We start from the raw sequence: 12007 nt of genomic DNA on the forward strand, positions 1-12007 counted from the left end.
CTCCCCGGCCCATTCCCCCATTGCCACAAGAAGCAGTCTGGCCCCGCCGCTCACGCGGCGGGGCCAGAACCCAAGATCTTCACGAGCCTTCTAGGAACGGCCACGGGCGGTGCGGTGCGCCGCGTACGTGCGTGTCAGGTGGTGCTGGAGCCGCGCGTGGCGGAACTGGTGGACGGCTCCCGCCCGCCGCAGCACGTCCCGCGCGTACGCGTCGTCCAGGAAGGCGTTCAGCGCCCACGGGAGGCGTCCGGTCAGCGGCAGCCAGATCCGGGCGAGGACCACCCACTGGCCCCACGCGCTGAGGGACAGCACGCTGCCGGTCGTGACCACCAGCGCTCCCATGATCCCGAACTCGGTGCCCAGCGCGGGCCCCTGCACCAGACCCTCGACGAGTCGCCCCGGTAGGTGGCCATGCCGACGGCGAAGCGGCGCAGCGCTTCGCCGGGGTCGCCGAGTTCGAGGGCGCGGGATCCGGCGATCATCTCGATCTTGGCGTCGGTGACCCATTACAGGACGGCGGGGTCGTCGTCGTGCGGGCCGTGGTCGAGGGCGGTGCGGGCGAGGTGGAGGTGGTGCGCGGCCCTTCCGGCCCTGCCGCAGTAAATGCGTACACCTCACCCTGGCGGTCGGAATAGTCCGTCGCAGGTCCCGGTGATCACCGTAGAGGCTCCGCCGCAGTAAATCCGGCATTTACCGCGACAGATGACCAGGCTGCTGATCCGGGCGGCTACCCACAGGCGCCGCTTGGCCGCAGCCATTCGAGAGAAACGACGGAGTGGCATCGCCAGCCTCCATGAGAAGGCCGCGACGATCCATTCAGCCAGACTCGGCCTTGCAGCCGTCCGTGCGCTGGTCCGGAGACCCTTCCCAAGCCACGCCATGATGCACGAGGACACGTCTGTCCTGTGATTTGTCCATCGTGCTCGGAGAGGATGCACATGCTGACGCTGTCGCTGGCCACCATCTTGGAAGAGGCTCTGAGCGAGCACAAGAACCTCACTGGAAACATCAGCGACATCGAGGAGCTGCTCAAGCCGGAGAATCTCGCCCGAGTGCAGGAGCTGGCGAAGGTCTTCGCTTTCCTCGCCTTTCACCCGGCGGCCGACGCCGGTGTGTGTGACTACGTCAGATCCGGGACACTTGCTGACGACAGCGGGCCCGACGTCCTCGCCCTCTTCAACCTCGAAGCTCCTGCCCCGACGCCAACTCCGGTCGGTGATCAGGCCTTCGCTGCATGGCTGCAGGTCGACAGTGGAACGCACCCTTCCTACCGGATGGTGCACGACCTCTTTGCCGAGGCTTCCGTGCCACCACTCCCGGGCTTGCTGTTCTTCTACGCCGACTGGGCGAGCAAGACTGGCGCCGTGTACGTGCCACTGGGTGGCGCCGAGGCTGAGGCTGACGTGCGCACCCTGGCCCGGCAGGTCTTCGCCATGGCGGCCAAGGTGGCAGACCCCGCGGATTCGAGGAAGGCTCTCGACCGCCTATGTGTAGCACTTAGCAAGGAGCGCATCGATTACCGCAAGACACGGCGGGCGTCGATGAAGGAGTGGCTGATCACGAGTTTTCGGTTCGTCACAGAACACGGCGGAGACATCGTGAGCGCCGTCGGGTTGATCGTATGAACACCGCCAGCCTGTTGACAGCGGGCGAGCCCGAGGACGTTGAGCCACTGCTGGAAGTGGTGAACGGCCTCCTCCACGAGGTCTGTGTCTTCGGCCGGATGTGCCGTCTGTGGGGCGACATGGATGCCGAGGCGGAGCAGAAAGAGCGGGTGCGCTACTTCATGGACCGCCGCCACAAGAGCCTGGGGCAGATCACGGCAGTCCTTGGGGACGCGATCGGGTTGCGGTTCGCGGACACAGCGCATCTGCCGTACCGTCACATCCAGTACACGTGGCCGCCGGGCCAGCCCCTTGCCGGTTACGTGTCCACGACTTCCGGCGTGTCGCCGTACGTCTGGTTGAGTGACTTCTTCAGTCACTGGTGGATGCTGCTGGACGAGGAGTTCTCGGAGGACGGGCACTTTCTTCGTGTGCTCCGGTCGGCCCTATGGGTCTGCGACACTTCCGGCCTTTGTGCAGCCCTGGACTACGTGGCCGACCTGGTGGTGACCGGGCAGGTGGTCGAGGCGGGAGCCGCTGCCAAAGCTGCCGTCTATCTCCTCGTCGCCGGCTCACGTACCGACTCCCCCCAGGAATTGGTGGCGTCGATCACGGGGGGCAGGCTCCCGCAGAGCCGAGAGGAATGGTTGGTCTTCTACCCCGCACTGGGGGATCTTGAGGGGTTTCGTCTGTCGCGGGAGGCGGGCGCGGCCCTTGAATCCCTTGTCGTGCGCGGTTGGAGTCTCGTCGAGCATGCACGCGCGGCGACGAGCCTTGACGAGTGGCTGTCTTCTCTGGCCGCCCTGGAGGGTTTTCTCAAGTTCGTAGGCTTGACGGCGAGCCTCGTTGTTTCCTCGCCTTCCACGGCCCTGCGAGCGATTCTGTCCCAATTCGAGGAGATCGTCTGCGACATCACGGTGGCATGGGTGGACATGGAGCTCGACAGCGGACCAGATTCAGGTATGCGGGGATTTCTACGCTTCGCGCATGGGGTGGAAGAGTCCCTCACGAGGCAGGGTGACACTGCCAGCCAGAGGTTCCGGCGCGAACGGCTCCTGCTTCCCCCGAGTATCTACAGCTCCTCGGCCGACTCGCTGCCGCCGGAGTGGAACGAGCCGCCTACCTGGCGAATCGCGGTTGCCTGGGAGGCCTGTCACGGCTCGGATCCCTCCTCGGCACCCACGTCGTTGTGGCCTGCCCGTGAGCCCGACATGAGCGAGGGCCTGCCGCTGCAGGGCACCCACCTCCGCCAGGCCCTTGCCCTTCATCCCGAAAGGCCGCAGAACTGGCAAGCACTGGCCAGTGCACTGCTGGCATCCGGCTGGCCGCGTGCTGCGGATGCCGCGTTTGCTGTCGCAGATCACATGCTCCGATGTGCGACCTTCAAAGGCTGAACCGTCGGGAACGCGGTCGCGTTTCCTCAGGGGATCGGTTCCCAGTCCTGCCGCACCCATGCCCCCCGATCGAGATCGCTCGTGCAGGGCAAGTGGCGCTTTGTTGCGAGCGCTGCGAATTCGTTCACGTATCACCAACGGTAGCGGCGGCTCCGGCCACCTGGGTGGCGAATCTGCGCACGGCGACTCGAGCAGCGCGATTCGGCCGAAGCCTTCCTTGTCCTCTTTCCGAGGACGCGTGCTGTCCTCGGGACGAGGACAGCACGCCACTCGTCGCGGTCACGGGCCCGGATCCTGTTGACCACCGTGGTCGCGCGCGCTCAGAGGGGTTGTCGCTGGTGGACAGCGGCAGACCCGGGTGCCCACTGATTGGTCAGGCAGTCAGGTCGATGACCCGGAAAGGCGGGTCCTTCCACCGCTGCGTGTCATCCGGGCGCTCCGCCAGGTCCAGCGGACCGGCGTCGGGTGTCCCGCGGATGTTGGCCCAGTGGTCGCGCAGCCGGTCGGGCGCCGTACGCCAGCGCAGCGGCAGCGGGTCCCGGACCCGGCGCTGCTCCTCCTCCCGGCCGAGCCGGGAGGCGACCTCCGTGGCGAGCAGTCCGGTGATGCCGGCCAGCCAGTGCTCGACCGGATCGGCGGGCGGGGGCGCCACGTTGAGGACGTCGATCCGCCCGGCCTGGACCACGGGTGCGTGGAAGGTGCCCGCGGCCACGTTCAGCACGGCGGGCCCCTCCCCCGCCGCTCCGCCGTCCGCGTCGCGCCCGGCAGCCTCCGCTCCCGACATCCCCCCACCCGTCCCCGACCGCACCGCCGCTGGAGCGGTACCCGAACCGCCGGGCCCATCCTGCACCAACTCCGGTGCACGCGGGGTGTTTTCCTCCGCGCCGGCCCGATCGTCCGACCCGATCGTCCGGCCCGTCAGCCGTCGGCCCGAACGCCCGTCCGGGGCCGCATCAGGTCCCGATCGATTGCTGATCGGTTCCGGCGTTCACATACTGGGGGGAACGGGAGGTTCCGAGCAGCGGGAGGGCGCGATGGCAGGCCGGATCGGCAAGGACCGCAACATCTTCCTGGTGTGGCTCGTCTGGCCCGTCCTCACGTTGGGGATCTACCACTTCGTGTGGTGGTACAAGATCAATCGCGAGGTCGGGGACTTCGACGACCGGATCGAGGTCAATCCCGCCGTCTCGGTGGTGGCGATCCTGTTCGGATGGATCATCATCATTCCGCCGTTCGTGTCCATCTTCAACACCGGCGACCGCATCGCCACGATGCAGCGCAACCGCGGGCTGACCGCCACCTGCAACCCCTGGATCGGCCTGCTGCTCAGCTTCGTCTTCGGGCTGCACTCGCTCTACTACCAGAGCGAGCTGAACTCCTTCTGGGCCGGCACCAAGGGGTACGCCACCACCACCGTTCCCCGGCCTGACCCGGCCTGACCCGCTGTCGGCCGGTCCGCGCCGGCCGTCCGCGCCGGTCACGGAAATGCGTTGACGGGCGGGGCCTCCTGCCGTTTGCATCGACGTGCCGTCGACACCGACGACGGCCGGCCGGTACGGCGGAAGGGTGCTCATGGGGGATCGCAGGATGCATGCCGACGAGGTGCTCGTCCCCGGGTCCGTGGTGCGCCGGCTGCTGCGCACGCAGTTCCCCCACTGGGCGGCCCTCCCCCTCGACCGGGTCGAGGCCGGCACCTCCAACGCGATGTTCCGGCTCGGCAAGGACCTCGTCGTACGCCTCCCGCGCACCCCGGGGGCCGCCGAGGACGTGGCGAAGGAACACCACTGGCTGCCCCGCCTCGCCCCGCGGCTCCCGGTCGCCGTCCCCGTCCCGCTCGGCGGCGGCACGCCCGGGGCCGGCTATCCCTGGCCCTGGTCCGTCTACCGCTGGCTCGACGGCGAGAACCCGACGCCCGGCCACACCGCGCGGCCCGAACTGCTCGCCGCGGACCTGGCGGCGTTCGTCGGCGCGCTGCGCCGGACCGATCCCGTCGGCGGACCGCCGTCCTACCGCGCCGAGCGGCTCGCGACCCGCGACGCCGGTACGCGGGCCGCGATCGCGAAGGTCCGCGGGCTCGTCGACACCGACGCCGTGACGGACGCCTGGGAGGCCGCCCTCCGGGCCCCGGCCCACGCCGGCCCGCCCGGCTGGATCCACGGCGACCTCCAGCCCGGAAACCTGCTGACCGCGGGCGGCCGGCTCAGCGCCGTCATCGACTTCGGCTGCCTCGGGCTCGGCGATCCCGCCGTCGACCTGATCGCCGCGTGGTACGTGCTGCCCGCCGGCGCCCGGTCGGCCTTCCGGACCGCCACGGCGGACGACGACGCGCACTGGGCCCGCGGACGCGGCTGGGCGCTGTCGATCGCACTCGACGAGCTCTGGTACTACCGGGAGACCGGCCCCGCGATGGCCGCCGTCGCCCGGCACGTGATCGAGCAGATCCTCACCGACCACGCCCTCGCGGGCTGACGCGGTGCGCCGACCCCTCACCAGGAGCGCCCCGGCGCGGGGCCACGCCAACCGCCCGCCGCGGCGGAACCCCTCCCACGGAAGGCCCGGAACGATGCCGAAGACCGTCACGTACCTGGAGATGACCGGCCGGGCCGAACTCCGCCCCGCCCCGGCCGTGCCCGCACTCGGACTGCGGCGCGTCGACAGCTCCTCGCCGCTGGTCCGCAGCACCCCCGCCCGGATCGGCGCCCCGCACGGCTGGCGCAGCACCGCGCGCACCGGGGAGGAGTGGACCGAGGCCATCGCGGCCCGCCCCCTGCGCCAGTACTGGCTCCTCACCCACGGCACCGACGTGGCCGGCGCGGCCTTCCTGGAGCCGCAGCCGGGTGGCGAGGTGGAGATCACCACCTTCGGTCTGCTGCCGGAGCGGGTCGGCCAGGGGCTCGGCGGGTACGCGCTGACGCTCGCGCTGCGCCGGGCCTGGGCGACCGAGCCGCTGGCGGCCGACGCCGTACGGCGGGTCTGGCTGCACACCTCCTCCGACGACCATCCCCACGCGCTCGCCAACTACCACCGGCGCGGCCTGCGCACCTACCGGATCGAGGTCGAGGAGGACCGGGCCGCCCCCTGAAGTCCGGTGACCCGGCCTCAGTCCGGTGCGTCCGGGCGGCAGTACCGGCGGATCAGCTCCTCGTGACCCGGGAACCGCGCCAGCAGGTCATCGGCCCGGCCGAGGGTCATGTCGGCGAAGTCGAAACCGGGCGCGACCGCCTCGCTGATCAGCCCGTGGTCACCGGCCGTGAGGTGCGAGGCCTTCCAGACACCGCCGGGCACGGCGAGCGTGAGCACCTGGCCCCGCGCCGGGTCCTGGCCGAGGACGGCGGTCTCCGCGGTCCCGTCCGGCCGGATGAGGTGGTACGTGACCGGGTCGCCGTGGTGGTGGAAGTGCAGGATGTCGGACTGGTTGAGGTGCCAGTGCCCGATCGGCGACCAGTGGGTCAGCAGGTAGTGGATGGACGTGAGGGTGTAGCGCTCGCCCCGCGGGGTGCGCACCCGCGCCCGGTGGTCGGCCTGGAACGTCCGCCGGAAGTACCCGCCCTCCACGTGCGGTTCCAGCCCCAACAGCTCGATCCACTGCTGCGCCGTCGGCATCGCGCCTCCCTGTCCCGGTGGTCCGCCCGATTCTCCCGGGCGCGGCCGCCGGCGCGCACGTCGGGGCGGCGCGGCGGCAGCGTGGTTCCACCGCCACCGCAACCCTTCGGTCGGCGCCGGCGCCACCTGGCCCGGCGGTGCGTCAACCTTTCGGTCGACCTGGGCCGTTCTACGGCAGACGCGACAGGCGGCCTCCCCTAGCGTCGGCTCATCGGCGAACGCCGCTGTGTCGAGCGCTCCGTGCGCCGGCGACCGCGGCTCGCCCCGTCCATCCGGAGAGGTGATCTGTCATGACCGATGTCGGACTCAGCGGCCCCACGGGCCGGCGGCGAAGGGCCGGGGTCCTCGCGCGGAGGGTACGCCGCAGCGGGGCGGCCGTGGGTCTCACCGTGGTCCTCGGGACGGGCGGCGCCCTGGGGTCGGCGCTTCCCGCCTGCGCCGGAACCGATGGCGACGGTCACCGGGGACTGACCCCGCGACCCCGCGAGCTCACCCGCCCGCCCGGGGTCCGCGCGGGCCCGCCCACCCGGTCCGGGCGGGCCCGAACGTCGCTGTCAGTGGTCCGGCGAGAGCCGGGGGCGGACGACGTCGGGTGTGGCGCGCTGCTGCGGGGCCGCGGTTCCGCGCTGCCGGGGCGGCTGGGGCCGGTGCGCCGACGGGGGCTGCGACGGCGGGAGCAGGCAGCCGCGCCCGGCGTCGCGCGGTGCCACCGGATGGGTCGCGATCACCGCGCCGCGCGGCGCGGTGATGTGCAGTTGGGCGTCGCCCAGGCGCCACTGGACCTCGACCAGCGCGCCGGCCAGGTGGGCCGGCAGCTGGTAGGCGTTGCCGCGGAACAGCACCTGGCCGCGGGGGTCGACCCGGCGCGGGGCGCACACGGTGGCCGGGTAGGGGCCGCGGGGCAGGGCCGGCAGCGCCGGCTCGTCCGCCGCGGCGCCGGGGTGGTGGGGCGGACGGTCGCTGTCGCCGTCGGCGAGCCGGTCGAGGCCGTCCTGCGCGCTCTGGACGGAGGCCCCCGCCTGGACGGTGGGCCACCAGCGGTGGACGGTGTCGCCGATGACCCCGTCGGGGTCGCAGCGGCACGGGCACGACGCCCAGGTGATGGCGGCCCGGTAGTGGGCGGCCGCCTCGGCGAGGATCGGTGCGGGCCGGCCGGTCGCCGGGTCGCGCAGGGCCGGGGTGGGGTCGAAACGCCACCGCTCGGGGGCGAAGCCCAGGTGTCTGAGCAGGGTGTCCAGCGCCTCGATCACCAGGGGGAGGTCCTCGCCGTCCGCGAGGACGCCGCGCCAGGTCCTGGTCCCGACGAGCGAGCCGGTCAGGACGTGCGCCTGGTTCCCGCAGTCCCACCGGGCAGGCGGATCGGCGAGCCGCAGCCAGGCGAAGCGCACCTCCCGGCCCGGCCGGGCGGGGGCGCCCGGACCCTCCGGGGCCTCGGAGGTGCACGCCCCCGTACCGTCCCGGCAGGTGCCGGTCGGCGGCCTCAGCCGGTACCTGCGCAGGGCGCGGGTCAGGGTCGAGTACGCCCCCGGGTATCCCAGGCCGGCGAGTTCCCGGAAGAGTTCGGCCGCCGGCAGGTGGGGGTCGCCGGCGAGCCGCCTGCGGCAGTACGGCAGGTAGTCCAGGAATTCGTCCCGCGGCACGTTCCGGAGTCCGGCGGTCCGGTCTCCCGCGAGATAGGCCCGGACCGTCTTGCGGTCACGCCCGAGGTGGCGGGAGATCTGGGTGATCGACCACCCACGGCTGCACAACTCCTGAATTTGAAGGTATTCGCTTCGGCTGAGCACGAGCCTCCTCACCGGCCGTTTGTTTCTCACGCTGTAAGGCCTGCTCCGTGCAGGCCGTCGAAGTGCCGGGAAACATAGCACATCATGGACCGATCGGCACTGGAGAAACGTTCCTTCAGTCAACCGGAATAGATATGAGAAAATAGATCGAGGGGGGATGGCGCGCGCCACCCCGGGAATTTCGGCGAGCGGATCCGCTCACGGAACCTCCCCGCTCCCGACGCCCCGACCCGACGGGCGGCAGGCACTCCCCGGCGACGCACCTCCGGGCCCGGGGACTTCCACCGAGCGAGCCGGCACGGGCATATGGAAGGACACCCGAACGCCACACGCACCCGGCTCCGAGTGCGCCGTTGGTGGGGCATGACATCACCTCATCGCCCTTCCGAACGCCCGGCCGCGCGTGGCGGCCGGTCCTGTGCCGTGGGCACCTGGTTCTTCGTGCCGGACCGGAGCAACGCCATCGGCGACGTCCGACCCGGCTACCTCTCGCGCAACGGCGAGCGGGTCGTCCTGACCTACTGCTCCGAGACGCTGGCCCTGCTGCTGGGCAGGATCCGCCAGCTGGAGGAGGAGTTCGCCCCGCGCTGGGGCGGCCTGGCCGCGCAGGCCGAGGCGTGAGCGGCGAGGCTCCGTGGGCCGACGCCGACGCACTCGGCGGGCACGATCCGCAGTGGCACCCCTTCTCGTACGGGAGCCATCCGCCGGAGCCGCCCTACGCGACGGGCCGCCAGGAGTGGTCGGATCCGACCGAGCCCGCCTGGCTCGACGCGACCACGGTCGCCGACCTGCTGGGACTGCGGGAGGCCACGACCGCCACCGTCCCGAACCCGCGCGTCCCTCTCATCGAACACCTCCCCCCGCCCGCCGCCCCGCCGGCCGCTCCCGTCCACCGCTCACGGAGGCGGCCGGGACGCATCCGGCGGCCCTGGCTCCAGGTGCTCGGCTCCCTGTTCGGGGCGCTCACCGCCGTCGCGTTCGTCACCGTGTGCGTGACCGCCTGGATGCTCTCCTACGCCCCGCTGCGCCACCTGGTCGACTCACGGACCCCGCAGGACATGGCCAAGGCCTGGCCGATCGTCGTCCACGGCCCATGGCTGGCGGGCTGCCTGTCCGTCCTGCGGGCGGCCCTCAACGGCCGCCGGGCGGCGCACTCCTGGGCGGTGGTCGCGGTGTTCTCCTGCCTGGCGACCGGGCTGTGCACCGCGGGGGCCGCGCACACGGCGCCGGCCATGGTGGTCGCCGGCCTGCCGCCGCTGGCCGGAGCCGTCTGCCTGCACCAGTTCGTCCGCCAGCTCACCGCCACCACCCGGCCGGCTCCCCGCACGCACGCGCGCCGGGTCCGCGGCTGAGGCCCGGCGCGACGGGTGGCGCGGGGCGGCGCGCCTGCGCGGGAAGCCATCCCGAAAGCGGATCCTCCCCTCACGGGCGCCCGGGGCGGCACGATGGCCGAAAACCGGATCCACCCATCCGTGGGTGCGTCATCGGCCGGCCGGCGGGCGGGCCTGGATTCCGACGGACGAGGGAGGGCGCAGTCACCCGACCGCGCCTTCCGGCGCCCACTGCCGGCGGTGAGTTCCGATTTCTCGACCGGTCATCGCGCTCTGCTCGGCCCCGGAATTCCCGAATTTCCGTCCAGAAATTCGCCACCGGCGGGCGTCCCGTACGACCGCGCCGCATTCCCGGCGTTCCCCGCCCGGTCCGCCGCGGAATTCGGGGGGAGGCCCTCGCGGATCGGGCGGGCCCCAGCGCGGGCCCGGCGCCGGCGCCCGATCCGGGGAGCCCGGAGGGCTCCCGGCCGACCGGCGCCAAGATCCTGGCATGAACACGTCTCATGGTGGGTACACCAAGGGGAGACCCGGCCGACACTCCCCCACGGAACGGCGGCCGGGCCCGAGCTGGGAAACAAGGCCGTCTCGGCGCTCCCCCCACGGGGCACTGAGGCGGCTGCGTTTTTGCCTGCCAGCGCAACGCAGCGTACATGCCAAATCTACGGAGCGCCACCACCCGACCGATCGAACGGTCGGTAGGACGGCCCGCCCGCCCCCTCGCCACCCCGGCCGGAGCCCCGGGCCCCGGGCCGACGGCGCAGGTCACAGCCGTCCCCGCGACGCCCGCCCCGGGGACGCCGCCCGATCGCCCCCCTCCGGCCCGATCGGAAAAACACGTTGGGCACCGGTGCGGCGGCCCCCGACCCCGGAGGCCGCCGCACCCGCGCCCGCCGTCAGGGCTTGCAGGGCCCGGAGTCCCCGACCACGCCGACGCGGAAGCCCAGCCACGGGTAGGTGTGGCTGAAGAAGGGGTTGTCCTGCGGCTGCAGCCCGACCGCGGACGGCCACATCTGGTACGCCCCCGCGTTGGACACCCCGCCGTGCTCCCGCCGCCAGACGCGCGCCGGGTCACCGCCCGCCGGCGGCGCGGTGATGGTGTCGGTCCACTCCACCGCGTTGCCGCCCTGGTCGAGCGTGCCCCACGGCGAGGTGGTCCGCGCCTGGCCGACCGTGCTGAGGCTGCCCTGGTAGGCCGCGGCGTACGCGACGGGGTCCAGCCCGAAGGGGTTGGCGGTCGCACAGACGGCGGGCCGGACCTGTCCGGGACACCAGCTCGGCGCGGGCAGACCGGTCGCGTGGAAGGAGGCCAGCGGCTGGGTGGTCCCGTTGGTGACGTCGCCGGTGGCCGGGTCCAGCACGGTGGGCGCCGGCGCGCTCGCGTCACCGTCCCCGAAGACCCCCGGGTTGGTCGGGTACTTCCAGTACGAGTGCGTCCCGCCGCCGCTCGGGTCGTAGTAGGCCGCCTTGATCCACTCGTCCTGGCTCGGCACGACGAAACCGGCACCCCTGGCCCGGGTGGCGTCGGGCCTGGCCAGGTCGTACATGCCCCGCTCGGTCTGCGGGGACAGCTCCACCCGGTAGGTGACGTACTCGAAGGTGCCGCTGGTGCTCGACTCCCGGGCGATCAGCCGGCCGTTGTAGAGCGAGTTCACGAACCGCGCCGCCTTCAGGAAGTCGGCGAATCCGTACGGCTTGTCCGCCCACTGCGGGAACGCCACCGCGTAGTGGTGCCCGTCGGCGGCCGCGGCCGAGAAGTCGACCGGGCCGTACTTCGGCCACGCCGACGAGCTCTCGGTCCGGTCGTACAGGTGGTGCGGATCGCGCCCGGTGCGGTCCACCGTGTTCAGGAAGGCCACCCACTGGGCGACGGTGACCTCGAACTTCCCGATCTCGTACGGCTGGTCGACGCCGCCGACCATCAGGCACTCCGCCGACCCCGGCGGGGCGTCGGCGCAGGAACCGTAGACCGCGTCCGTGAACGGCACCACCCCGACCGCCGCGTTGCCCGGCGCACCGACCCGGGCGGTCGTCACGGTGACGACCTCGCCCCGGGCGCCGCCCGAGGGGCCGGTCCCGGCCCCCGCGGCCCCCGCGGAGGGGGCGAGCAGGACCGACGCGCCGCATGCGGCCAGGGCGGCCCGGCCAAGGCGGGTTCGGACGGAGACGACGTGCATGGTCATTCCCTTTCGGCCGTCACGGGCCGCCCCCGGGTGAGCAGAGCCGACGCGGCGGGGCCCGACAGTCACAACAGCGAGTGACCACACGCTAGAGCACCCACCACTCTCCGCAGT

12 protein-coding genes and 1 pseudogene are annotated in these 12007 nt (G+C 72.3%); 7 read left to right on the plus strand and 6 right to left on the minus strand.

Annotation, left to right across the window (positions count from 1 at the left end):
• Nucleotides 1-90: 90 nt before the first annotated feature.
• Nucleotides 91-378 (minus strand): hypothetical protein, encoded by a 288-nt coding sequence (locus tag ACIOFR_RS29185; protein WP_401002203.1) that lies wholly within the window; start codon nucleotides 376-378, stop codon nucleotides 91-93.
• A 560-nt stretch (nucleotides 379-938) separates the two neighbouring features.
• Here ACIOFR_RS29185 and ACIOFR_RS29190 point away from each other — a divergent pair.
• Together ACIOFR_RS29190 and ACIOFR_RS29195 are read left to right on the plus strand one after the other, a co-directional pair.
• Nucleotides 939-1625 (plus strand): hypothetical protein, encoded by a 687-nt coding sequence (locus tag ACIOFR_RS29190; RefSeq protein WP_401002204.1) that lies wholly within the window; start codon nucleotides 939-941, stop codon nucleotides 1623-1625.
• The gene (locus ACIOFR_RS29195) at nucleotides 1622-2998 is read left to right on the plus strand and encodes a hypothetical protein (RefSeq protein ID WP_401002205.1); all 1377 of its coding nucleotides are present in this window, start codon (nucleotides 1622-1624) and stop codon (nucleotides 2996-2998) included. The genes ACIOFR_RS29190 and ACIOFR_RS29195 overlap by 4 nt, the downstream gene beginning before the upstream one ends.
• Before the next feature lie 373 nt (nucleotides 2999-3371).
• Here the strand turns inward: ACIOFR_RS29195 and ACIOFR_RS29200 are convergent, their stop codons facing one another.
• The gene (locus tag ACIOFR_RS29200) at nucleotides 3372-3782 is read right to left on the minus strand and encodes a hypothetical protein (RefSeq protein ID WP_401002206.1); all 411 of its coding nucleotides are present in this window, start codon (nucleotides 3780-3782) and stop codon (nucleotides 3372-3374) included.
• 250 nt (nucleotides 3783-4032) lie between these two features.
• Here ACIOFR_RS29200 and ACIOFR_RS29205 point away from each other — a divergent pair, with 250 nt between their 5' ends.
• The 3 genes from ACIOFR_RS29205 (at nucleotide 4033) to ACIOFR_RS29215 (ending at nucleotide 6080) form a co-directional block, all read left to right on the plus strand.
• Nucleotides 4033-4437, plus strand: coding sequence for a DUF4234 domain-containing protein (locus ACIOFR_RS29205; RefSeq protein ID WP_401002207.1), 405 nt, complete (start codon nucleotides 4033-4035; stop codon nucleotides 4435-4437).
• Between the two features lie 148 nt (nucleotides 4438-4585).
• Nucleotides 4586-5467, plus strand: a complete 882-nt coding sequence (locus tag ACIOFR_RS29210) for an aminoglycoside phosphotransferase family protein (RefSeq protein WP_401002208.1) — start codon at nucleotides 4586-4588, stop codon at nucleotides 5465-5467.
• A 94-nt stretch (nucleotides 5468-5561) separates the two neighbouring features.
• Nucleotides 5562-6080, plus strand: a complete 519-nt coding sequence (locus ACIOFR_RS29215) for a GNAT family N-acetyltransferase (RefSeq protein WP_401002209.1) — start codon at nucleotides 5562-5564, stop codon at nucleotides 6078-6080.
• 17 nt (nucleotides 6081-6097) lie between these two features.
• On the opposite strand, the gene ACIOFR_RS29220 is transcribed toward ACIOFR_RS29215, so the two are convergent.
• The 3 genes and pseudogenes from ACIOFR_RS29220 to ACIOFR_RS29230 form a co-directional block, all read right to left on the minus strand.
• Nucleotides 6098-6601 carry a cupin domain-containing protein gene (locus ACIOFR_RS29220; RefSeq protein WP_401002210.1) on the minus strand — a complete coding sequence of 168 codons (504 nt, stop codon included), beginning with the start codon at nucleotides 6599-6601 and terminating at the stop codon, nucleotides 6098-6100.
• A 554-nt stretch (nucleotides 6602-7155) separates the two neighbouring features.
• Nucleotides 7156-8241 carry a Mu transposase domain-containing protein gene (locus tag ACIOFR_RS29225; RefSeq protein WP_401002282.1) on the minus strand — a complete coding sequence of 362 codons (1086 nt, stop codon included), beginning with the start codon at nucleotides 8239-8241 and terminating at the stop codon, nucleotides 7156-7158.
• A gap of 3 nt (nucleotides 8242-8244) precedes the next feature.
• Nucleotides 8245-8556: pseudogene (locus ACIOFR_RS29230) on the minus strand (hypothetical protein); the annotation flags it as partial.
• 252 nt (nucleotides 8557-8808) lie between these two features.
• Between ACIOFR_RS29230 and ACIOFR_RS29235 the strand changes: the two are divergent.
• Both ACIOFR_RS29235 and ACIOFR_RS29240 read left to right on the plus strand, forming a co-directional pair.
• Nucleotides 8809-9006: a hypothetical protein gene (locus tag ACIOFR_RS29235; protein ID WP_401002211.1), complete on the plus strand. Its 198-nt coding sequence runs from the start codon at nucleotides 8809-8811 to the stop codon at nucleotides 9004-9006.
• Entirely contained in the window at nucleotides 9003-9737 is a 735-nt protein-coding gene (locus tag ACIOFR_RS29240) for a DUF2637 domain-containing protein (RefSeq protein WP_401002212.1), read from the plus strand. Before ACIOFR_RS29235 ends, ACIOFR_RS29240 begins: the two co-directional genes overlap by 4 nt.
• Before the next feature lie 872 nt (nucleotides 9738-10609).
• Here the strand turns inward: ACIOFR_RS29240 and ACIOFR_RS29245 are convergent.
• Nucleotides 10610-11890, minus strand: coding sequence for a hypothetical protein (locus ACIOFR_RS29245; RefSeq protein WP_401002213.1), 1281 nt, complete (start codon nucleotides 11888-11890; stop codon nucleotides 10610-10612).
• Nucleotides 11891-12007 lie beyond the last annotated feature (117 nt).

Source organism: Kitasatospora sp. NPDC088346 (assembly GCF_044740765.1).
Lineage (GTDB): Bacteria > Actinomycetota > Actinomycetes > Streptomycetales > Streptomycetaceae > Kitasatospora.

Excerpts from the sequence above, each read along its gene's own strand:
- ACIOFR_RS29190 (WP_401002204.1), top strand. The coding sequence starts at position 939 with ATGCTGACGCTGTCGCTGGCCACCATCTTGGAAGAGGCTCTGAGCGAG.
- ACIOFR_RS29195 (WP_401002205.1), top strand. The coding sequence starts at position 1,622 with ATGAACACCGCCAGCCTGTTGACAGCGGGCGAGCCCGAGGACGTTGAG.
- ACIOFR_RS29200 (WP_401002206.1), bottom strand. The coding sequence starts at position 3,782 with ATGTCGGGAGCGGAGGCTGCCGGGCGCGACGCGGACGGCGGAGCGGCG.
- ACIOFR_RS29205 (WP_401002207.1), top strand. The coding sequence starts at position 4,033 with ATGGCAGGCCGGATCGGCAAGGACCGCAACATCTTCCTGGTGTGGCTC.
- ACIOFR_RS29210 (WP_401002208.1), top strand. The coding sequence starts at position 4,586 with ATGCATGCCGACGAGGTGCTCGTCCCCGGGTCCGTGGTGCGCCGGCTG.
- ACIOFR_RS29215 (WP_401002209.1), top strand. The coding sequence starts at position 5,562 with ATGCCGAAGACCGTCACGTACCTGGAGATGACCGGCCGGGCCGAACTC.
- ACIOFR_RS29220 (WP_401002210.1), bottom strand. The coding sequence starts at position 6,601 with ATGCCGACGGCGCAGCAGTGGATCGAGCTGTTGGGGCTGGAACCGCAC.
- ACIOFR_RS29245 (WP_401002213.1), bottom strand. The coding sequence starts at position 11,890 with ATGCACGTCGTCTCCGTCCGAACCCGCCTTGGCCGGGCCGCCCTGGCC.